General features: G+C 59.8%; 18 protein-coding genes, 1 tRNA gene and 1 pseudogene. 15 read left to right on the top strand and 5 right to left on the bottom strand.

Annotated elements, in window-relative coordinates; translation table 11 throughout:
- Positions 1 to 276 precede the first annotated feature (276 nt).
- Positions 277 to 1,317: a beta-eliminating lyase-related protein gene (locus tag F3H41_RS08595; protein ID WP_149738125.1), complete on the top strand. Its 1,041-nt coding sequence runs from the start codon at positions 277 to 279 to the stop codon at positions 1,315 to 1,317.
- Between the two features lie 100 nt (positions 1,318 to 1,417).
- On the opposite strand, the gene F3H41_RS08600 is transcribed toward F3H41_RS08595, so the two are convergent.
- Positions 1,418 to 1,879: an Hsp20 family protein gene (locus tag F3H41_RS08600; protein WP_149738126.1), complete on the bottom strand. Its 462-nt coding sequence runs from the start codon at positions 1,877 to 1,879 to the stop codon at positions 1,418 to 1,420.
- A gap of 425 nt (positions 1,880 to 2,304) precedes the next feature.
- On the opposite strand from F3H41_RS08600, the gene F3H41_RS08605 reads away from it, so the two are divergent.
- A complete protein-coding gene (locus F3H41_RS08605) occupies positions 2,305 to 3,291 on the top strand; it encodes an alpha/beta hydrolase (protein ID WP_149738127.1) in 987 nt (328 codons plus the stop codon).
- Between the two features lie 2 nt (positions 3,292 to 3,293).
- Here F3H41_RS08605 and hisN read toward each other — a convergent pair whose 3' ends face one another.
- Both hisN and F3H41_RS08615 read right to left on the bottom strand, forming a co-directional pair.
- Positions 3,294 to 4,067 carry a histidinol-phosphatase gene (gene hisN, locus F3H41_RS08610; protein ID WP_149738128.1) on the bottom strand — a complete coding sequence of 258 codons (774 nt, stop codon included), beginning with the start codon at positions 4,065 to 4,067 and terminating at the stop codon, positions 3,294 to 3,296.
- A gap of 419 nt (positions 4,068 to 4,486) precedes the next feature.
- The gene (locus F3H41_RS08615) at positions 4,487 to 5,401 is read right to left on the bottom strand and encodes an N-formylglutamate amidohydrolase (protein ID WP_149738129.1); all 915 of its coding nucleotides are present in this window, start codon (positions 5,399 to 5,401) and stop codon (positions 4,487 to 4,489) included.
- 185 nt (positions 5,402 to 5,586) lie between these two features.
- Here F3H41_RS08615 and cpdR1 point away from each other — a divergent pair, with 185 nt between their 5' ends.
- From cpdR1 to F3H41_RS08670, 11 genes and pseudogenes are all read left to right on the top strand, one after another.
- Positions 5,587 to 5,952 carry a response regulator CpdR1 gene (cpdR1, locus tag F3H41_RS08620; protein WP_149738130.1) on the top strand — a complete coding sequence of 122 codons (366 nt, stop codon included), beginning with the start codon at positions 5,587 to 5,589 and terminating at the stop codon, positions 5,950 to 5,952.
- Positions 5,953 to 6,050: 98 nt separating this feature from the next.
- Positions 6,051 to 6,125, top strand: a tRNA-Val gene (locus tag F3H41_RS08625).
- Positions 6,126 to 6,943: 818 nt separating this feature from the next.
- Positions 6,944 to 7,930: pseudogene (locus F3H41_RS08630) on the top strand (IS1595 family transposase); the annotation flags it as partial.
- A 596-nt stretch (positions 7,931 to 8,526) separates the two neighbouring features.
- Positions 8,527 to 9,399, top strand: a complete 873-nt coding sequence (locus F3H41_RS08635; RefSeq protein ID WP_149738131.1) for an acyltransferase — start codon at positions 8,527 to 8,529, stop codon at positions 9,397 to 9,399.
- A 249-nt stretch (positions 9,400 to 9,648) separates the two neighbouring features.
- Complete coding sequence (locus F3H41_RS21505; RefSeq protein WP_149738132.1) at positions 9,649 to 10,446, top strand: WecB/TagA/CpsF family glycosyltransferase; 798 nt, start codon at positions 9,649 to 9,651, stop codon at positions 10,444 to 10,446.
- A gap of 392 nt (positions 10,447 to 10,838) precedes the next feature.
- Positions 10,839 to 11,537, top strand: coding sequence for a glycosyltransferase family 4 protein (locus tag F3H41_RS21510; protein WP_280177040.1), 699 nt, complete (start codon positions 10,839 to 10,841; stop codon positions 11,535 to 11,537).
- A 2-nt stretch (positions 11,538 to 11,539) separates the two neighbouring features.
- A complete protein-coding gene (locus F3H41_RS08650; RefSeq protein WP_149738134.1) occupies positions 11,540 to 12,397 on the top strand; it encodes a glycosyltransferase family 2 protein in 858 nt (285 codons plus the stop codon).
- Positions 12,394 to 13,857: an MOP flippase family protein gene (locus F3H41_RS08655; protein ID WP_149738135.1), complete on the top strand. Its 1,464-nt coding sequence runs from the start codon at positions 12,394 to 12,396 to the stop codon at positions 13,855 to 13,857. The genes F3H41_RS08650 and F3H41_RS08655 overlap by 4 nt, the downstream gene beginning before the upstream one ends.
- A 69-nt stretch (positions 13,858 to 13,926) precedes the next feature.
- Positions 13,927 to 14,772, top strand: a complete 846-nt coding sequence (locus F3H41_RS08660) for a tetratricopeptide repeat protein (RefSeq protein WP_149738136.1) — start codon at positions 13,927 to 13,929, stop codon at positions 14,770 to 14,772.
- A gap of 323 nt (positions 14,773 to 15,095) precedes the next feature.
- Positions 15,096 to 16,079, top strand: coding sequence for a UDP-glucose 4-epimerase GalE (galE, locus tag F3H41_RS08665; RefSeq protein WP_149738137.1), 984 nt, complete (start codon positions 15,096 to 15,098; stop codon positions 16,077 to 16,079).
- Between the two features lie 238 nt (positions 16,080 to 16,317).
- A complete protein-coding gene (locus F3H41_RS08670) occupies positions 16,318 to 17,484 on the top strand; it encodes a nucleotide sugar dehydrogenase (protein ID WP_149738138.1) in 1,167 nt (388 codons plus the stop codon).
- 63 nt (positions 17,485 to 17,547) lie between these two features.
- Here the strand turns inward: F3H41_RS08670 and F3H41_RS08675 are convergent, their stop codons facing one another.
- Positions 17,548 to 18,324, bottom strand: a complete 777-nt coding sequence (locus F3H41_RS08675) for a metallophosphoesterase family protein (protein ID WP_149738139.1) — start codon at positions 18,322 to 18,324, stop codon at positions 17,548 to 17,550.
- A gap of 413 nt (positions 18,325 to 18,737) precedes the next feature.
- Here F3H41_RS08675 and F3H41_RS08680 point away from each other — a divergent pair, with 413 nt between their 5' ends.
- Positions 18,738 to 18,980 (top strand): hypothetical protein, encoded by a 243-nt coding sequence (locus tag F3H41_RS08680; protein ID WP_149738140.1) that lies wholly within the window; start codon positions 18,738 to 18,740, stop codon positions 18,978 to 18,980.
- Position 18,981: 1 nt separating this feature from the next.
- A complete protein-coding gene (locus F3H41_RS08685) occupies positions 18,982 to 20,313 on the top strand; it encodes an SGNH/GDSL hydrolase family protein (protein WP_188129375.1) in 1,332 nt (443 codons plus the stop codon).
- A 192-nt stretch (positions 20,314 to 20,505) separates the two neighbouring features.
- Here the strand turns inward: F3H41_RS08685 and F3H41_RS08690 are convergent.
- Positions 20,506 to 21,072: CpsD/CapB family tyrosine-protein kinase (locus F3H41_RS08690; RefSeq protein WP_149738142.1), on the bottom strand; the 567-nt coding region annotated here is incomplete at its 5' end.

Here is a 21,072-nt window from a genome sequence, read left to right on the forward strand (position 1 = left end):
AGGACAGTCATGCTGTCCTATTTCATAGGCTCTATGCCAGAAACGTGACACCACCGCAAGGGAGCGGGCCAAAAATATTCGGGACAAGTGGTTCGAACATTTCGCAAAATTTCCGTTTCGCGCACGAAAATTACGCAAGGTGCGTATAATCTTTTCTTTGGTTTCAAAGTCCACCGGTTTTGGCACGAAGAGCCGCCGTCCGATTGCATCGCAACATCCAGCCGCTAATCTCCCCACGGCCCAACTCCCGGCCCATGACATCCCAGGTATCTTTCAATGATTTTCAGTTCGGACAATTGGGCTGGCGCCCATCCTGCCATTTCCGATGCGCTCGCTGCTGCCGCCAGCGGATATTCCCCCGCCTATGGCGCAGGCGAAATCGACCGGCGCGTGACGGCACGGTTTTCGGAAATTTTCGAGCGTGATGCCGCCGTCTTTTTCGTGTCGACCGGCACCGCCGCCAATTCGCTCGCCATGGCGGCGGTCAACCGGCCGGGTGGCCACATCCTGTGCCACCCCGAGGCGCATCTGGCCGTCGATGAGTGCAGCGCCCCGCAATTCTTCGCTCACGGAAGCAGGGTCACGGCCATTGGCGGCGCCTTTGGCCGAATGAACCCTGCCCCCCTCGAAACAACGCTCGCCACCCTTGCCGCGGGCAGGATTCCTGCCGGCCAGGCCATGGCGGTGACGATCACCCAAGGCACCGAAGCCGGTACGCTCTATGGCCTTGATGACATCGCCGCCATCGGCGACATCTGCCAGCGATACGCCCTGCCCTTCCATATGGATGGCGCCCGCTTTGCCAATGCGCTCGTCTCGCTCGGCACGACCCCGGCAGAGATGACCTGGAAGCGCGGTGTCACGCACCTCTCCTTCGGCGGCACGAAGAACGGCTGCTGGTGCGCCGAAGCGCTGATCGTGTTCGATCCGGGCAAGGCGCACGACCTGCCCTTCATCCACAAGCAGTCAGCGCAGGTGATCTCGAAGTCGCGCTTCGTCTCGGCCCAGTTCGAGGCCTATTTCAGGGATGATCTCTGGCTTGGCCTTGCGCGCACGGCCAATGCCGCCGCGGCGCGGCTCGCCGACGGCATCCGCCGCTCCCGTACAGCCCGCCTGGCCTGGGAGCCCGCCATCAATGAAGTCTTCGCCATCCTGCCGACGGCAACGGCCGCGGCGCTGCGCGCACGTGGCGCCGCCTTCTACGAATGGCCCGTTCCGACCGACCTTGCGCTCGGCGAAGGCGCGGAACTCTACCGCTTCGTCACATCCTTTGCGACAACCGATGCGGAGGTCGACGCCTTTCTCGCGGCCATCTGATGACGCCGCGGGCACAGATAGGCGGCACGAAGAAGGGCGGCGCCCTGCCGGACGCCGCCCCTGACAACACCTGACGAAATCCGTCAGCGAAAAAGAGGCTTTAGTGCGCCTGGGCCTCGATCTGCTTGGCCTGCGAAGTGGCCGACACGATCTCGATGCGGCGCGGCTTGGCGGCTTCCGGGATCTCGCGCACGAGGTCAATGTGCAGAAGGCCGTTCTTCAGCGAAGCGGCACGGATCTCCACATGGTCTGCGAGCTGGAAGCGGCGCTCGAAAGCGCGCTTGGCGATACCGCGATAAAGGAACTGGCCTTCATCGGCCTTGTCCTCGGCCTTCTCGCCCTTCACCGTCAGCGTGTGCTCACGTGCCTCGATCGAAAGTTCGGTTTCGTCGAAGCCGGCAACGGCCATTGTGATGCGGTAGGCGTTTTCGCCGGTACGCTCGATATTGTAGGGCGGGTAGCTCTGGGCCTGATCCGGCTGGCCGAGACTGTCCAGCATGGTGAACAGGCGGTCAAAGCCAACGGTGGAGCGATAGAGCGGCGAAAAATCAACGTGACGCATGGTGTCCTCCTTGGAGCAACGATTGCGGTTTCGATCCTCAACCTCCCGGTCAGCGGCGAGGCGGATCTTTGGAGCGCAGGCCCGTGAGGCACCTGCCATGCTCATTTGGGAATGCCGCTTTCGCGGTTCAAGAGGGTGGCGGCGCGAGATGCGGCATCGCTGAACGCGGCATGAACGCGCCGTTCCACCGGCATTCAGCCGCAGGCCGCTATCCCTTGCCGCATCGGAACATCGTTCCGGCGCTGAAGTGCAATGTCCCTTCTCCTTCAGCCGGGCGGCCGGCCCATTCACGTTCAAGGGGATCGCGTCTCCCCCGTCGCGATCGATCCGGACGAAAAGGCTGGCCGCCCCTTTTTTCTTCCGCAACCTCTCGCCTTTATGCTTCAAGGGCAGAAGCGGACCAACACCATGCGTGGCACAGAGCGATGAGCGACATCCTGTTCGAGACGGCAGACAATCCGGCACCTGGCGACGGGACGGCCGGCTTTTTGGATGGCGCGGGTGGCGCGAAAATCCGCTATGCGATCTTTCGCAGCGAAGGCAGCGCCCGCGGCACGGTGATCCTGCTGCAGGGGCGCAATGAGAGCATTGAAAAATATTTCGAGACGATCCGCGAGCTGAACGCCGCTGGCCTGTGGGTTGCCACCTTCGACTGGCGCGGCCAGGGTGGGTCGTCCCGCCTCCTGCGCAACGCCCCGCGCCGCGGCCATGTGCGCCGCTTCGCCGATTATGAATCGGACCTTCAGCTCTTTCTCGAGCGTATCGTTCTGCCCGACACGCGCATGCCGTTTTTCCTGCTCGCCCATTCCACCGGCGGCCTTGTCGCCCTGTCCATGGCGCCGAAGCTTTCCGGCCGGATCGATCGCATGGTGCTGTCGGCGCCGTTTCTGGCGCTCGGCGCCCAGGCGGTTGGCGAAGGTGCCATCGCGCGGCTCGCGTCCATTGCCTGCATGCTGGGGCTCGGCAGCCGCGCGCTGAACCGCGACCGTGGAAACAGGCCTTTCGAGACCAATCTGCTGACCTCCGATCCCATCCGGTTCCAGCGCAATGCGGCCCTTCTGGCCGCCCATCCCGACCTTGGCCTTGGCCCTCCCAGCGCCCGCTGGCTGCATGAGGCCTTCATCACCATCCGGCGGGTCGCGCGCCATGAACACCTGACGCGCATTACCATTCCAACGCTCGTGCTCGCCCCGACCGCCGACAGGCTCGTGCCTCATCTTGCGGTCGAAAATCTCTGCAGCATCTTCCGCGCCAGCCATATGGTGCCGATCGACGGCGCGCGCCATGAATTGTTTCAGGAAGCCGACCGCTATCGCAGCCAGGCCATGGCGGCCATCCTCGCTTTCATCCCCGGCAGCGTGGAGGAGGGTCCAGCCTCAATGGTCGGCAAGACGACCATCGCAGCCGGCTGAGCTCAGCCCTGAAGGACGGCAAGCGCTGCGGCGTGTAGCTCGGCGCTGCCGGCCGCGATGATCTCGCCGCCCATTTCGGCAGGTCCGCCATCCCAGGTCGTGATCACGCCGCCAGCCTGTTCGATGAGCGGAATGAGCCCCCCGACGTCATAGGGCTTCAAGCCGGCCTCGATGACAAGGTCCACATGGCCTGCAGCCAGCAGCGCAAAAGCGTAGCAATCGCATCCGTAGCGAAACAGCCGCACCTTGCCCTGCAGGGTTTCGAACGGCTTGAGCGCGCTGCCGGTAAACAGATGCGGCGAGGTGGTGAAGAGGATGGCATCGGCAAGGCCGACCCCCGTGCGGCTCTTCAGCCCGCTTTCACCGCCGGGGCCGCGATAGGTGGCAACGCCATCGGCGGCAAAGAAGCGCTCACCCGTAAAGGGCTGGTCCATCAGTCCCATGATCGCTTCGCCCTTGTGATAAAGACCGATCAGCGTACCCCAGACTGGGAGACCGGAGATGAAGGCCCGCGTGCCATCGATGGGATCGATGACCCAGACATAGTCCCGGTCAAGACCGACATTGCCGTGCTCCTCGCCCAGAATGCCGTGTTCTGGAAAATGCGTCTCGATCAGCGCGCGAATCGCCGTCTCGGCGGCGCGGTCGCCCTCCGTCACGGGGTCGAACCCGCCATCGAGCTTGTTGACGACGCCGGTGCCGGTGCGGAACCGCGGCAGGGTTTCGGCGCGGGCAGCATCGGCAAGGCGGTCGAAGAAGGCGCGGTCGGGCAGCATGGCAACACTCTATGGAGGAAGACGGAGGGATACGGACGCGAACCTAGCCGCTCGAACAGCGGACGGGAAGAGCCTCCAGCTGCATGAAATTCGGGCACGTCGCTGCCGGCTTCTTCAGCGACCGACGCTCCGACGCCAATTCGCGCAACGACTCCAAAGGACGACGAACGCGTCAATGTCTAAATTTTAAGCACGAATTGCAGACGTCTATTTTTTACACATTTTCCTTGACAATTGTGCGGCGCAATATTAGCGTATGGGTACAGTCACTTGTGGCTGTAAATACCCTCCTTGGGTGTTTCCTCCCTAGACTTGCCGCGCCAACAGGCGCGGTTTTTTTTGCCCGCACACCGGACGTCGACGCCGGATCTCCCGGCCACATCGGGAATAAAGCCAAGAATCGAGAGTAAAAGAGCGACCTATTCGGCCGCCAGCGGCAAATAGGCCGCCGCATCGTCCACATGGGCGGCAAGCGCGTCCACGAAGACCTGCAGGTCGGACGCCAGGGCAGCAAAGCCATGCTTCTTCTGCAGCGTCGCCTCGTCGATATAAAGACCGCGATTGATCTCGATCTGCAGCGCATGGAGGCCGCGCACCGGGCGCCCGTAATGCTCCGTGATGAAGCCGCCCGCATAGGGCTTGTTGCGCGACACGGTGTAACCGAGATCTTCGAGGAGCCCGACCGCGACCCGCGACAGTTCTGCCGCCGCGCTGGTGCCATAGCGATCGCCGACGATGAAATCGGGACGCTGGCTCGATCCTGCCACCCGGATATTGGCCGGCATCGAATGGCAGTCGATCAGGATGGCCATGCCGAAGGCGACATGGGTGCGCGCGATCAGCCGGCGAAGGCAGGCATGATAGGGCTTGTAGATCTCCTCGATCCGCCCCAGCGCATCGGCGACCGGCATACGGCTCCGGTAGATTTCCATGTTCTCCGCCACGAGCCGGGGAACGGTGCCAAGACCGCCAGCGACCCGGACAGAGCCCGTATTGGCATGCGGCGGCAGCGCGCCCTCGAACATGCGCGGATCGAGTTCGTAGGGTTCGCGGTTCACATCCAGAAAGGCACGCGGAAAATGCGCAAGAAGCAGCGGTGCGCCAAAACGCGGCACGAAACCGAAAAGCTCGTCCACATAGTGATCTTCCGACCGACGGATCGCCTGCCCGTCCAGCCGCGACTGATCGAGGAACGACTGTGGATAGACACGCCCGCTGTGCGGCGAGTTGAACACGAATGGCACACGCTGCGAAACGGGTTCGATCACCTCGAACGGCTTGCCATCGAAGGGCTTGCCGTCAGGGAGCCCGGTCTGGTCGTGTGTTCCCGCCATCGCTCCCCTTTACCATGTCCGCAAATCGGCCGTGCCGGTCATGTTGCCAGTCGCCCCCACCTGTGTCCATACTCTTTCACCACGGGAAGGGACCTTGATACGGCCCATTCACTGCATATTTACACTTGAGGTGGCTTAGTGATGCACACACCTCATCCCACATTGACGGACAGATGGCAGACCCCATGAGCCAGAAGATTCTTCTCGCCGAAGACGATAACGACATGCGACGCTTTCTCGTGAAGGCCCTCGAAAAGGCCGGCTACGAGGTTACCTCCTATGACAATGGCGCAAGCGCCTATGATCGCCTGCGGGAAGAGCCCTTCTCTCTGCTGCTGACCGACATCGTCATGCCCGAAATGGACGGCATCGAACTGGCGCGCCGCGCCACGGAGCTCGACCCCGACCTCAAGGTCATGTTCATCACCGGCTTCGCCGCCGTGGCGCTCAACCCGGATTCCAAGGCCCCCAAGGACGCGAAGGTCCTGTCCAAGCCCTTCCACCTGCGCGACCTCGTCGACGAGGTCAACAAGATGCTGGCCGCCGCCTGAAAACGGCACGGCTGCGGCTTCTCCACAGCCCCGTAAAAAATCCGTCACATGCCTATTGACGCGATTACGGGTTCTGTGGTGTAAGCCGCCCATCGAATGGGCGTGTAGCTCAGCGGGAGAGCACTACGTTGACATCGTAGGGGTCACAGGTTCAATCCCTGTCACGCCCACCATTCGATCAAAAATCCTACAGTATGGCGCGGCGCCTGAAGTGGCGGAATAGACGACAAGTTTTCGCCAGCTTGGCGACGGCTTGCGGGAAAGCACGACACTCGTGCGTCTTTCGGCAAGCCCATAGGCAAGCCCCGCCGAAGACCAGCCTGACCGGCGCGAACATTGTCGAAATTCAGATAACCCACCACCGCATCTGGTCGCCTTTGCGGACGTCAGGCAAACTCATCGAATGTCCGTTTCGTTGCCGCCACGATCGCGAAGACCAAAGCAAACGGCATTGTGCCTGCTCCACACCCTTTCATCATAGACGCCATTTCCCGCCGGGCTGTCGAGAAGCGGTGCCTCGCCGGCCTATTAACACCGCCGGACCGGCTGACCGTTATCCATGAGGCTGATGGCCGTTAACGTCGATCACAGATACGCCCACCCCGCCCTTGACGCCATCAACAGCCTCGGCAAACTTCCGACAAGGGTCGACGCCACTCGGCGGCACCATCGGCAGTAGACTCGACGGGTATTTATCGACTATCCAAGAAAGCAAATGCACCCCTCGAGAAGTCTCGCAACGAAAATCACGCGAATATTTGATAGCTAAATTACCTAATGTAGAATTTTAATTCCAAAATTACTTGACAACCGTTCAGTTTATTAAGAATCGGAAATTAAAAGTGAAAAATTCTGGCGTAGAATTACTGAGAATTTTTGCCATTTTTGCGGTTGTGATCATTCATGCAAAGGCTTATCCCGTTCGCACAGGTGTTAACCACATCTAGCGCTCACGCATGACGTGTCTCCCCTGCTCGGCTATACGAGCAGGATGAGCGAAAGCCTGTTTCCAACCCGTTGGGCCGAGGATCGGCCTCCATCGCTGGAGAAGTTCACATCGGACTTCGCCGACGACTACGCGTGTGCGGAATACCTGGCCAAGAAACGGTGGCGCAGCGGCTTCAAATGCCCGAAGTGTGGCGGCAACCGGGCCTGGCGGCTTGAGGCACGGCCATGGGTCTGGGAATGTCAGGGCGTTCGGGAGGATGCCAAGGGTCAACGGACGAGGACCGGCTGCCGTCATCAGACCTCGCTGATCGCGGGAACGGTCATGCACGGAACACATCTTCCGTTGCGCAAGTGGTTCCTGGCCGCCTACCTCATGGCGACCCATTCAAACGGTATGTCAGCCCTCCAACTTCAGGCCAAGCTCGGCATCGTCAGCTACAAGGCGGCCTGGCTCCTCCTCCACAAGCTCCGTCGCGCCATGGTCAATCCGGAGCGGCGACCGTTGAGCGGCGTCGTCGAGATGGACGAGACCAACGTGCCGTACCGCAAGAAGACGGACCCCGTCACAGGAGGACAAGGCCGTAGCCGCATAGGGAAGATGGTGCTCGTCGGCGCGGTCGAGATTGTCGATAAACACTATCCAGGCCGCATGCGGTTGCAGCGTGTCCAGGTCGCGGATCGCGAGACGCTGCAGCGGTTCATCGCCCAGAACACCGTTCGCGGGACACAGATCATCACCGACGGCTACAGCGCCTACGAACGGCCGCCTGAGCGGAAACACAAGGCGCATAACCTGAGTGCTAAGAATGCGATGCCAGCCCATATCGTGCTGAAGTGGGTTCATCGCATCTTCTCCAACTTCAAGCGCTGGGCCATGGGTACGTATCATGGCCTTCGTGAGAAACACGTCGACATCTACTGCAACGAATTCGTCTTCCGATGGAACCGCCGCCGAAGCTTCCAGACATCCATCGACACCCTTCTATGCCTTGGCCAGAAGATCGGCCCCATCACATGGCGCGGCATCGTCGGGGACACCCGCAAGTGGAAACAAGAGCACCGTACGCAGGTGCTGAAGATGGTTGATCCCAAGCGGCTGAAACGCGCCCAGGAATACGCCTTCGAGAACGGCATGGACATCTTCGACGCTCTGGACGACATCCGACGTGACGAGGAACGGCATAAGTATTTCCGTCGCGAGCCAATGCGCCCAGCGCTACCGCCACGGAGACCAGGCGAGGAACACAACACCCGCCGATATATTCATCCGCCGAGCCTGGCACCGGCGGAGATCGCCGCTGGGTATCTGCGCCACATCCCCGTCGGCTCCAAACTCACGTCACCGCGATTGAAGTCGCCTGTGGACGGAAGAGCCAAAGCCTCGGCCTAGCCACCTCTCCGATCGACGCACCGCAGCGAATCTGTCCATGTCCCTAGTGAAGCTGGGGGCCGAAGGACTTCTTTGCACTTTGTGCAAAGAACGCGGCATCTCGAATAGCAGACCTTCGACCTTGTTTTGCTACCAATGATAGAGATCGCCTCCTGAATTTAAGAGGTGCCTAATTCTCAATTAGTAGTGTGAACCTGTGCGAACGGGATAAGCCTTTTCATGCAAATGGCCTCGGCATGTTCTCTGAGAACAAGACAGCCGGATTTATTTTGGATGAGGCGTCGCGGTTTGCGGTTCCGTGCTTCTTTATCATATCCGGCTTTTTCTGGAGACCGGACCGGATCAGCGATGTCATACCGGCCTCTCTTTCAATTCTGAGAAAGATCGGCTTCTTCTTTGTTATCTGGACCATTTTCTACTTTGCGGTCGAGTTCAGCGGCATCTACCAGCCGGTCTTCACTGCAAAGCTCCGGAATTTCATCATTGCACTCGGAACAGGTGGGCCGGGATACCATCTCTGGTTCCTGCCAGCCCTTATCATGGGGTCCATATTGGTCTGGACTTCGCTGCGTATGCTCGGCACGAAATACACGGTCATTGCGTGCGCAGCCCTGTATTCAATCGGCGTTGCCATCGGAGCCTACGGGCCGCTGATCGGGGTCAAAGTGCCCACGTTCGTCTATCGCAACGGCATTTTCGAAGCGCCTTTGCTGCTCCTGTGCGGATACCTCATGCAGGCGAAGGCAACCTATGTCAGCCGACTGTGGTTCTTCTTGCTCGCCGTTGCAGGCATGATCCTGCATCTGCTGGAGGGTGGATTGACGGGAAAATTCCCGTCGGGCCACGATTATTCGTTCGGGACCCTGTTCTTCGCCATCGGTCTTTTCGGCCTGTTCAGGACATTGTCGGCTCCGGTCGGGCGATGGGGCGCAGACGTGCTCGGCGCCTACCTGATCCACCTCTTCCTCATCCGCATCGTGAACGAGACCTTCAGTTTCTCGAACATCGGCAGCGCCTTGTTTGCAACGCTCTGCGCGGCAGTCCTGTCGCTTCTCATTTCACGGGCCATGAAGATGACGGCCGTGACGCGGCGGCTAGTCACCCCTTGATCCATCGACGAATTGAACCATGGCCGGCTTGACGAAAACCGCGCGCAGAACGGCGCGAGACAAGACGATATCCGCGCGCCCGCAGGGCCTTCTCGCGAGGTCTTCTGGAAAAACCGGCCGCGGCCGCGGTTAACCACACCGCCTGACGCCCTGCGGCCATAATGAGAAATGCCTTGCACAGGAGGTGATTTGCGGTATCTTCCCGGCTGATTTTGAACGTTTTATATTTTGTTAATTGTTGAGGCCGTTATGATTTTAGACGGATTTAATCTCACCAATATTGGTGGCATGAATATCACGACCCTTTCACGGAAAGGGATTACCAAGGCTCTGGTCGAGGATTGCCTGGCACGAAACGCGGAGACGGACGGTTCCAAGCCGAAAGTTCTCTTCGACGTGAATGGCCAGGGGCTTTCGCTTTATCACACCAACGCATCCTTTCGCTCTGCGATGCAGCAAGCGGACATGATCCATGCCGATGGCGGCTTCCTCGTCACGCTTTCAAAGTTCTTCAAGGGGCCGGCCATCGAAGAGCGCAGCGCGACGACGGATTTGATTCACGACATCGCTGCGGAATGCGTCGCCAAGGGCCTATCCTTCTACCTGCTCGGTGGGGAGGAGGAACTCAACAGGGATTGCGCGATCATCCTTCAGAAGATGTATCCTTCCCTGCGCATCGTTGGGCGTCGGAACGGATACTTCACGGCCGCAGAGGAAGCGGACGTCGTTGCGGACATTAACCGCGCAAATCCCGATTTTCTTTGGGTCGGCATGGGCAAGCCTCGCGAGCAGACCATCTCGATACGCTGGAAGACCATGGTCAATGCCCGCTGGATCGTGACATGCGGCGGCTGCTACAACTTCATCACGGGTGGATACACGCGCGCGCCCCTGTGGATGCAGAACGCGAATCTGGAATTTGTCTATCGCGCTGCAACGAACCCGAGAACACATCTCTGGCGATATCTGGTGACCTCGCCGCATGCTCTGTGGATTGCCCTCACGGTCCGCGACAAGAACAACTCTCGGAACGATTTCAGCAAATGACAGACAAGATCCTTTTTCTGTGCACCCAGAAAGAAGCGGGCGGCGTCCAGACGCGCGCCACGCAGATGCAGGCCTCCATGGCGCAATTGGGATATGACACGGATGTCGTCTTCCTTTACGCAAAGCGTGAGCCGTTCCCGCCGAATGTGAACCACATTTCGCTGCTGCCGCATCCACCCCGCGGCGTTGCGGATATGATCCGGATTTTCTGGCGCCTCTTCAAGTACATGCTCTCGAACAGGCCCAAAGCGGTCGTGGGCTTCGCACACTACGCCTCACCCATCGCGGCCATTTTCGGCTTCATGACCGGCGCCAGGACCCGCATTGCCACCCAGACCAATCCGATCTCGTCCGTTCCGAAAATCGGCCGGGTCCTTGACTACATCTGCGGCATGACCGGCCTTTTCACGTCAAATATTTCGGCCTCGAAAGCGGTCCTCAACGGCTTCGCCGACTATCCCGCACGCTACAAGTCGCGGCTGAAGCTGATCTATAACGGCGTCCAGTCGCGCGTATCGCCTTTGAGCAAGGCAGAAAGCCGTCAAACATTCGGCCTCAGCGACACGATCAAGCTGATGGTGTGTTGCGGCAGGTTGTCCCAGCAGAAGAACCACGTGTTTCTGCTGCAGATTCTTGCAGAGTTGCCGGATGTCCATCTCGCAATCCTCGGCGATGGCGAACTGCGCCAGACAATCGAAGACGAGGCGACACGGCTGGGTGTGCGTGACCGCCTGCATCTCGTTGGTGAACTGCCGGCAAAGGAAGTGGGACGCTTTCTCAGGGCGGGCGACGTCTTCGTGTTTCCATCGCGGTTCGAGGCCTTCGGCTTGGCGCTTGCAGAAGCCATGCTTGAGGGCCTGCCCGTTGTAACGTCAAACCATCCAGCCCTCATGGAAGTGGTCGGCGAGGCAGGGTTCGTTTTGCCGCTTGAGAAGGAAGAGTGGAAATCGGCTGTTGAGCGCCTGACCAGCGATGCTGACCTGCGCGAGGAGATGGGACTGAAGGCCCGCGCGCAAGCCAAGAAATTCACTTACGAGGCGATGTTCGCAGGCTATCTGAACGAAATCGTGGGCTCGAACGGCAAGGGTTGACAATGCACCCGTTGATCAGAAAACTCGTCCGCGCGCCCAAGACGGCCTTTGAACAGATCTCCGCCGCCGCACTGCAGAGGTCGGTTGCAAAAACAGATCTTTCGAAGATAAAGGCACGCCCGCACCGCCTTCCTGGCAGGCTGATTGTATCGCTGACATCGTACCCGCCGCGCTACAAGCACCTCTATTACACGCTGATGTGTCTTCTTTCCCAGACGGTCAAGGCCGACGACCTGATCCTGTGGGTTTCAGAGAGCGATGAAAAGCAGCTCACTCCGGAAATCCGGTCGTTGCAGGCCCATGGACTGACAATCGGCATCTGCAAGGATTACAAGTCCTACAACAAGATCGTCCATACGCTGGAGGCCTATCCGGATGCCTTCATCGTGACCGTGGACGACGACCTGTACTACCGCCCGACTCTGCTGGAAGAGCTTCTGCAGCATTACAAGGGTGATCCCCACACGATCATTTGCCATCGCTGCCATCGCGTGAAGCTCGGGCCTGACGGCACGCCGGAACCCTATGCCGCCTGGGACTATAACATTTCCGCCTCTGCACCGAACTGGGATGTCTTTCCCACCGGGGTCGGGGGCATTCTCTATCCTCCGGGCTCCCTTCCAAAGGAAACCCTGGATAGTCAGACCTTCACCAAAATCTGTGCCAGTGCGGACGATGTCTGGCTTTACTGGATGGCGCTGCGCAATGGGAGCCTGTTCACGAAAGTCGGCCCCCCCAGACCGGTCCGGGCATGGCCGAGTTCACAGAAGATCGGCTTGCACCGGCTCAATACGCTTGGCGTGAACCAGAACGATACCAATATCGCGCGCATGCTCGAACATTTCGGTAAGCCGTTTTGACCGGGTCGCTCAGAGATCGCTCCTTCGTCGCCGTTCGATGGTCCGCGCTGTCGATGCTGGGAAAGGCAATCATTGCGTTTTTGCAGTTGATGCTTCTGGCTCGAATCCTCACGCCGGCCCAGATCGGCCTTCTCGCGCTGACGCTGACCGTGACGAACACGGCGCAGATGATCTCGGACATCGGCATCAGCAATGCCCTCATCCACTTTTCAGACCAGACCGAAAACGAGTTGCGGAGTCTTTACTGGCTGAATCTGCTGACCGGCTTCATCATCACCGTCATCGTCGCGCTGCTGTCCGAACCGATCGCAGCATTCTACCGAGCGCCCGAAATCGTTCCTCTTCTTCTGCTGGCGAGCATCTACTTTGTGGTCTGGGCCTCAGCGCAGCAGTTCAGGGTTCTGGCGGAACGCGATCTGGATATCTCGACACTGGCGAAGATCGAGCTGCTGTCGTTCTTCCTCGGCTTCTGCATCACCATCAGCCTGGCTCACCGTCTCGGCCCGATGGCTGTCGTGCTGGGTTTCATTGCCAATGCCGTCATCAATTCCGGCCTGGTCTGGGTTTTCCTTCGGAAAAACTTCTCCTTTGCTCCCCGGCTCCGCTTCAACGAGGTTTCTCGATACGTTCTTTACGGCGTGAAAATTCTGCTGACGAACGTTGTGAATACGTTCTCGCTACAGTCCGATGTCATCGTCGTCGGCCGCGTCTTCGGCAGTTCGACTCTCGGCCTGTATTCACAGCCCCGCGAATTCGGCCTCAGAATCATGTTTGTGATCAACCCGATCATCACACGTGTCGCATTCCCGCTGATGGCCAAGGCAAAGGACGATCGCGGCCACATCCAGCGGATCTATCACAAGACGCTCAGAATGACGGCGTCCATCAACTTCCCGATCTATTTCTTCATTGCAGTCTTTGCTGAAGATGTGACGGCGATCGTCCTCGGGCCTCAGTGGCAGCAGGCTGCCGGCTTGATGAGGCTGTTTGCCATATGGTGCGCCTTCCGCTCCGTCGGAAATCCAAGCAGCAGCCTCCTGTTCTCGACCGGCCACACGACACGCGCCCTGATGTCGGCAACCCTGGTCATGCTTTCGCTGTTCGGACTTGCCTGGATCGGTTCGTCCTTCAGCCATGAAGCCGTCATCTATCTCATGATTGGGTTCTACATCTTCCTGATCCCGGCGTTTTGGGCCGGCCTCGTCAGACCCGTCTGTGGAAGCTCGTTCTGGAATTATCACAAGCAAGTGATCATCCCCGCGGTTTGTGCCTCCTGTGCCGCGGTTGTCGCATTCTTTGCGACGCGGTATCTTGACCCCGGTTTCATAAGGCTCGGTGTGGGTGGCTCCGTCGGGGGGCTCGTCTATCTGGCTTCGAGCTACATCATCAATCGCGAATGGCTCGACGAAATGGTCGAATTCGCATTGAAGCGAAAACGCCGTCGCGGCGACGCAAGCTAAGGCTTTTTTCCAAGAATTTTAAAGTGTTAAGCCTTTTATCGACTGCATTTTAACGAAGAGGAAAAGACAATGACCTTGTCTCTGAACCGTCCATTCGTCAGACTGACCATTGCAACCGCAATCGCATTCGGTCTCCAGGCAGGATTGGCTAACGCACAGGCTCCCTCACCTCAGATTGAAGCGCTGCAGTCTGCCGCGGACAAGGGAGACGCTGAGGCCCTGCTCCGCCTCGGCTATGCCTATGAAGGCGGTAATGGCGTTGAAAAGAGCCCTGAAAAGGCATTTGACCTCTACACACGGGCCGTCGCAGCCGGGAATGCGGCTGCAAAGGTTGCCCTCGCAAAGGCGTATATTGCAGGGGTCGGGACAACGCCCGATGCCGCCAAGGGCGTCGCCCTGCTTCGGGAGGCGGATGAGGCCGGTCAGAGCGAAGCAGCTTTGCAACTCGGTTATCTCTACAGCGGAGGCAAGGCTGTACCGCAGGATATGCCCCTTGCGGCAAGCTACTATGAGAAGGCCGCAAAGAGCGGCAATGCGTCCGCTCAGGTTGCGCTTGGTCAGCTGTATTATAACGGCCAGGGCGTTACGATGGACCCTCAGAAGGGGTTTGCCCTGTTCAAGCAGGCAGCCGACGCCGGAAATGTGCGCGGCCTCGTCGCGGCCGGCAAGGCCTATGCAAGCGGCTCGGGTACCACTCAGGATCTCACGGCAAGCATAGACCTGTACAGGCAGGCCGCCGAAAAGAACGATCCCGAGGCTCTGCTCCTCCTGGGCTATGCCTATGGGGACGGCAAGGGCGTTGCGGCAAACCCGGAAGTTCCAAGGGGCGCGCGACATTCGCCCTGCTTCTTTGCTACGCCATCTTCGGCTTTTTCGAGGTGTCGGGGGGAGCACTCCCCAGCATCGGACTCTTGACGACGTTGATTTTCGTCATGGCTCTTCAAAGGCAACAAGTCGTGGCGGCAGAGCCTGAGCCGATTGCAGGGAAGGACCTGGAGCCGGCGAAGGCGCATGCGGGCTTCTCCAGCAGAAGCGTGAGGGCTTCGGTTTTGGACCATGGCGCAAAAACAAGAGAATAGGGCCTATCATGCGGCTGTGTGCGGGGCTTCGTGATCGCGATCTGCCCCACATAACCCCATTGACGGGCTTGAGCCACCGGCTCAACATATCGTATGTAATCCAACGACTTGCAATCGCGCGCCGCCTCCCGCGCACGCTTCTCGCTTAAAGGCAATCAGATGCAAAAAACAGTCCTCGTCGTCGGCGGCGCCGGATACATCGGCTCGCACACCTGCATGATGCTGGCCAAGCGCGGCTATATCCCGGTCGTCTTCGACAATCTCTACAATGGCCACGAGGAATTCGTACGCTGGGGCATCCTCGAGCGCGGCGACATCCGCGATCGTGCCCGCATTGCCGAGGTGATCGCCACGCACAAGCCGGACGCCATCCTGCATTTTGCGGCCCTCATCGAGGTAGGTGAATCCGTCAAAAACCCGCTTGCCTTCTACGAAAACAACGTCATCGGCTCACTGAACCTGCTGCAGTCGGCGATTGATGGCGGCGTGAAGCACATCGTCTTTTCCTCGACCTGCGCGACCTACGGACTTCCGGAAACGGAGACGCTGGACGAAACCCACGGACAGAAGCCGATCAATCCCTATGGCCGCACCAAATGGATCGTGGAACAGGCGATCCGCGACTATAGCGACCTTCTGGGACTGAGCGCCGTGATCCTGCGCTATTTCAATGCTGCCGGCGCGGATTTCGAAGGCCGCATCGGCGAGTGGCACAAGCCTGAGACCCATGCCGTGCCGCTGGCGATCGAGGCGGCCATGGGACGCCGACAGGGCTTCAAGATCTTCGGTACGGATTACCCGACCCGCGACGGCACCTGCGTACGCGACTACATACACGTGCTCGACCTCGCCGATGCCCATGTGCGCGCTGTCGATTACCTGCTGGCAGGCGGCAAGACCGAAGCCATCAATCTCGGCACCGGTGTCGGCACAACGGTCCGCGAACTGCTCGACACCATCCGAGCCGTTTCTGGACGGGATTTCACGGTGGAAGAGGCTCCACGGCGCGAGGGGGATTCCACACTGCTGGTGGCCGACAACAAGAAGGCGGCCGCCCTTCTGGGCTGGGCGCCGCGCTACGGCATCGAGGATATCGTCCGCTCCGCCTGGAACTGGCACTCGAAGCACAACGCGCCGCATTGATGCGTCGAGATATGGGATTTCTGGCGCGGCAGGCCCTTTTTGCAGGCGGCACCGGACATCCCGGTCCCGGCTGTGTTAACAATAGTTTGAAGATTGGGATGGGCCGTCATGACAGTGCCGCGCCCCACCTGTAAAAGCATGGGATGAGGGTTGCACATCCGTCCCGCATCTCACACCCGAACCCGTTTTGAATCGACATTTTATATTTTTGAAGATCATTAAGAAGGCTCGTTTTCCCATGAAGATTGCCGTGATCGGTCTGGGCTATGTTGGCATTTCCAACGCAGTCCTGCTTGCGCAGAACCACGACGTCGTCGCCCACGATATTTCCGAGGCGCGTGTCGATATGGTCAACCGGGGCATTTCGCCCGTCGAGGATGCGGATGTCAGCACCTTCCTCGCCACCAGGCCGCTGAAGCTGACGGCGACGAGCGACAAGGCGACGGCCTACAGTGGTGCCGACTACACCATCATCGCCACACCCACCAATTACGATCCAAACGCCAACTTCTTCGACACGTCCTCCGTCGAAGCGGCCATTCGCGACGCGCTGGCCTTCAATCCGGAAGGCACCATCGTCGTCAAGTCGACGATCCCCGTGGGCTTCACAGAGCGCATGCGTGCCGAATTTGACACCGACACCATCCTCTTCTCGCCGGAGTTCCTGCGCGAAGGCCGGGCGCTGCATGACAACCTGCACCCGTCGCGCATCATCGTCGGCGACCGCACCGATCGCGGCCGCATTTTTGCGGAGCTGCTGCATGAAGGCGCAGTCACGAAGGCGGTCGAGGTCCTGCTGACCGGCTCCAGCGAAGCCGAGGCGATCAAGCTGTTCTCCAACACCTATCTCGCCATGCGCGTCGCTTTCTTCAACGAACTCGACACCTACGCGGCCACCCGCGGCATGGACAGCCGGGAGATCATCACCGGCGTCTCCCTCGACCCGCGCATCGGCAATTATTACAACAATCCCTCTTTCGGCTATGGCGGCTACTGCCTGCCGAAGGACACCAAGCAGCTTCTGGCCAATTACGACAATGTTCCCCAGAACCTGATCCGCGCCATCGTCGATTCCAACTCGACCCGCAAGGATTTCATCGCCGCCGACATCATCCGCCGCAACCCGAAGACGGTCGGCATCTATCGTCTGACCATGAAGGCCGGCTCCGACAATTTCCGCGACAGCTCGATCCAGGGCGTCATGAAGCGGCTACGTGCCAAAGGCATCGAGGTGGTGCTGTTTGAACCGATGCTGAAGGAAGACACCTTCTTCCGGGCCCGTGTCCTGCGGGATGTCGAGACGTTCAAGGCCGAATCCGACGTCATCATTGCCAACCGCATGAGCGACGACATTCGCGATGTCAGCGAAAAGGTCTACACCCGGGACCTCTTCAGCAAGGATTGATCGAGGCACCGACCTAGCGAGCACGATGGCCCGATCATCCGCAAGGGTGGCCGGGCCTTGTCGTCAGCGCGACAGGATAACCGACGGGGCGCCGTCCTTGATGCGCACACCGGCCAGTCGCCCTGTCTGGTAGGCGCACAGGTCCACATTGATGCGCTTGCCGGAAAGGTCGATCCGCTCCACCGGGGTGTGGCCATGCACGATCGTGTGGGTCCCCTTGTAGAGGCTCCAGTCGAAGATGTGCGGCCGGCTGGTCATCAGCACCATGTCGTCCTGCTCTTCGAGCGGCAGTCGCGGATCGATGCCCGCATGCGCAAAACAGAATGTGCCCACGGTCGCCATCACCGGCAGGCGGCGCAGGAAGTCGATATGTTCGTCCGGGATATAGGCTTGCAATTTGGTCGCCAGACCACGGGCCGCGGTGTCGGGATAGATGCCGTAGGAGGCCAGCGTTTCCCAACCACCCAGTTGCAGCCAGGCGGCGTCCTTGCTGGGCGCAGCAAGGAAATCGAGGAACATCTGGTCGTGATTGCCGGTGAGGCAAAGGCGACGGAACCCGGCCGGTAAAGGCGTCAGCAGCCTGTCGATCACGCCGGCGGAAGCCGGGCCGCGATCGATGTAATCACCCAGAAAAATCACCAGCTTGTCGCCGGCAAGATCGGAGCCGTCGGCAAGGATCACGTCCTCCATCCGCTCCAGTTCTTCTTCGCACCCATGCACGTCACCGACCGCATAGATTGCGCTGAACGTGTCTTCCATTTTAAGCCGCGGGCGCGGCGGAACCTCGGGAACCACGACCGGCTCGCGCCGCGCAAAAAGGGAGGAAAGAAAGCCGCTCATGATGTGGAATCCCGAAAACTGTTTCCTTGGCCGCGGCGCTTGTCTTTACCGGATCTCTCCAGCCCTCGGCCGACACGATTGACCGGCGGCCATCAGCAAGGGAGATGACGCCAGGGTACCGGAGCGCATCCCGGACTATGCAAGCCGCATGCTTCTGAAAGGGTAAATGCTGTCAAGCGCGAATGCCATCTGGCGTTCATTTCGTAAAAATTCCAGGCAGCGTCGCCGGTGCGCTTGGGAAGGCTTGGGAGCCGGGATCAGCCCGTATGTCCCGCACGGGCTGCGGCCGCATGCGCGCATCGTTGGCGAATGCCGGTCTATTCCGTGCCCCTTTTTCCCCCCTCGCCATTTTGACTTTAGCCTAATTTGCAGTCAAATGGAGTGCGATCAATGAAACGGCATCACCGGTTACAATGGACGACAAAGAGGGTTTACTTAAGGACGCGGCGGCGTCAGGTCATGGCTTCCTGGTCATCAACAGAAGGGGGCTTCTGATGCTTGGTCTTGGCGCAGGCATTATCGGGCTTTCAGCCGGCATTCTTGCACACCACCCCTCCACCCAGCTCCTTCCGGAACTCCCGCAAGGCTTTGCCTATGTCGTTGCCGACGGTCAATTCGTGACCTATGACGGCGCCTATCTCATCTTGGAGCTGTAACATGGTCAACACGCTCGATCTCAAGGATATCGGCGCCGGTCAGGCGCGTCTGTACGGCCTGCTTTCGGCAGAGTATCCCCTGCCGGCCAATGCGAGCCAGTTTCCGCTCGCTGCAGGCCAGTTCTATGGCCAGGTGGCGACCAACTGCCGCCTGAGCGATTCCAAGGCCGCCTCCAACAAGTCCTTCATGGCGCGCTCCTACCACGTGGCACGCAGCGATATCACGGAACTCGCCATTGTCCTGCCGAACTGGTACTGGGACATCGGCCCGACCAAATTCGAGCTTCCCAACGGTGCCGGTGTGCAGTTTACCTGCTCCGTCGAATATCCGGCGGGCACTTACACCCGGCTGCGCTTCGACGACCAGACGCGCGGGTTCTGCCGTGATTTCGAGCAGCTCGTCTCCGACTTCGCAGCCGTGACGATTCCCGCTGGCCAAGGTTTCTGGGTCAATGTTTGGTGCCTTCATACTCTCGGGACGCTGATTTTCCAGACATCTGCCCAGAACGCCTCTGTCGGCGAAAAGATGCACCTGAGTACGTCGAGCACGACCGATCTCACCATGACGGCGCACAACGGAAACGCGCAGCAGACAGCCGGCTTCTGGCCGACGGCGGTTATCGGAAGGACGAGCGGCAATCCGGTCCTGATCGTGGGTGACAGCCTCCAGCGCGGCATCGGCGACGCGCCCGACGCAGCCAACGCCGTCGGCATCATTCCGCGCGCCATCGCGCCGCAACTGCCCTACATCAACATCGGCAGCTCCGGCGACCGGATCCATCTCTTCCTGGAAACCTACAAGAGGCGGCTTCTGGCTGCCAACTACACCAGAACCATCATCGCCGCCCACGGCACCAACGATATTCGTCTCGGCCGCAGCGCGGCCCAGATCAAGGCCGACCTGCTGACCTACTGGACTCTGCTGAGGTCCAGGCTGCTCTTCGGAGGCAAGCTCTTCCAGTGCACCCTGACGCACACGACCACGTCGACAGACAACTGGGCAACGACCGAAAACCAGACGAAGGCGCAATATTTCGACACGGGCGTGCGCGAGGAGATCAACGACTGGATGCGTGACGGCGCACCGCTTGTTTCGGACACGGCTGCCGCGACAGGGACCGAGGGTGCAACGCGCGCAGGTTCCGGAACACATCCGCTCAGCGGCATCTTCGACGTGGCTGTGGCGCTTGAGACCGCGCGCAATTCCGGGATCTGGAAGGTGGATGGAACGGCCGGGAAGTGGACGGCAGACGGCGTGCATCCCAGTCCGTTCGGCTATATCGAGGCCGCCGCCTCCGGCAAGATCGATCTTGCCCGGTTGACCGTGGCCTGATCACGGCACCGGACACCATCAAGACCGCCCAAAAAGAAAGAGCCTGCCCGAAGACCATCGCGTCATCCGGGCAGGCGCTTTCGTTTTCATCGGAACGGGTCGCTGCCTTGGCGCCTCGGCTGAAAGCCAGGCCCGGCCGGCAGCACCGGATTTGAAAAAGACAGCGGGCGGCCTGCGCCGCCCGTCATCCCGTCAACTGTTGTAATATTCCGAATACACGTTGCTCTTCGAGAAGCTTGCCATGTCCTGCTGGTTAAGCACCGTGTAAATCTGCGTGTTGCTGCCAATGTTGTCCTTCAGCGCTTCCAGCGAGCGCTTGGCGACGGTCTGTGGCGTGGTCGCCCACTTCACCACGAAGAACACCACGTCGGCATTGCGTGCGAGGTAGAGACCATCCACCACCGGATCGATCGGCGGCGTATCGAGGATGATATAGTCGAAGTGCTTGCGCGCCGTGGCGAGAACACGGGCGAGACGCTCGTCCATGAAGAACTCATCTGTGCCGATGTCGCTGCTGCGGCCGCCGAGCATCAGAATGAGATCCGAGAGCGGATCGTTCACCAGAACGTTCGGCATCGAGGCGTTGCTCTCGGTGTCGTGGTGACGCAGGAAGTCGATAAAGCCGGCATTCGGCTGGAGGCCGACATGCTTGTGCAGGGTCGGTTTGCGCAGGTCGCAGTCGATCAGCAGGGTCTTGCGGCCTGACAGCGCATACATGCGGGCCAGAGCGAGTGCCAGCGTCGACTTGCCTTCGCCCGG

Source organism: Rhizobium sp. RU20A (genome assembly GCF_900155885.1).
Classification (GTDB): domain Bacteria; phylum Pseudomonadota; class Alphaproteobacteria; order Rhizobiales; family Rhizobiaceae; genus RU20A.

Coding starts and splice junctions, on each gene's coding strand:
- F3H41_RS08635 (WP_149738131.1), top strand. CDS start 8,527: ATGTTCTCTGAGAACAAGACAGCCGGATTTATTTTGGATGAGGCGTCG.
- F3H41_RS08600 (WP_149738126.1), bottom strand. CDS start 1,879: ATGCGTCACGTTGATTTTTCGCCGCTCTATCGCTCCACCGTTGGCTTT.
- F3H41_RS08595 (WP_149738125.1), top strand. CDS start 277: ATGATTTTCAGTTCGGACAATTGGGCTGGCGCCCATCCTGCCATTTCC.
- hisN (WP_149738128.1), bottom strand. CDS start 4,067: ATGCTGCCCGACCGCGCCTTCTTCGACCGCCTTGCCGATGCTGCCCGC.
- F3H41_RS08605 (WP_149738127.1), top strand. CDS start 2,305: ATGAGCGACATCCTGTTCGAGACGGCAGACAATCCGGCACCTGGCGAC.
- F3H41_RS21505 (WP_149738132.1), top strand. CDS start 9,649: ATGATTTTAGACGGATTTAATCTCACCAATATTGGTGGCATGAATATC.
- F3H41_RS08685 (WP_188129375.1), top strand. CDS start 18,982: ATGGTCAACACGCTCGATCTCAAGGATATCGGCGCCGGTCAGGCGCGT.
- F3H41_RS21510 (WP_280177040.1), top strand. CDS start 10,839: ATGACCGGCCTTTTCACGTCAAATATTTCGGCCTCGAAAGCGGTCCTC.
- cpdR1 (WP_149738130.1), top strand. CDS start 5,587: ATGAGCCAGAAGATTCTTCTCGCCGAAGACGATAACGACATGCGACGC.
- F3H41_RS08670 (WP_149738138.1), top strand. CDS start 16,318: ATGAAGATTGCCGTGATCGGTCTGGGCTATGTTGGCATTTCCAACGCA.
- F3H41_RS08615 (WP_149738129.1), bottom strand. CDS start 5,401: ATGGCGGGAACACACGACCAGACCGGGCTCCCTGACGGCAAGCCCTTC.
- galE (WP_149738137.1), top strand. CDS start 15,096: ATGCAAAAAACAGTCCTCGTCGTCGGCGGCGCCGGATACATCGGCTCG.
- F3H41_RS08675 (WP_149738139.1), bottom strand. CDS start 18,324: ATGAGCGGCTTTCTTTCCTCCCTTTTTGCGCGGCGCGAGCCGGTCGTG.
- F3H41_RS08680 (WP_149738140.1), top strand. CDS start 18,738: ATGGACGACAAAGAGGGTTTACTTAAGGACGCGGCGGCGTCAGGTCAT.
- F3H41_RS08650 (WP_149738134.1), top strand. CDS start 11,540: ATGCACCCGTTGATCAGAAAACTCGTCCGCGCGCCCAAGACGGCCTTT.
- F3H41_RS08660 (WP_149738136.1), top strand. CDS start 13,927: ATGACCTTGTCTCTGAACCGTCCATTCGTCAGACTGACCATTGCAACC.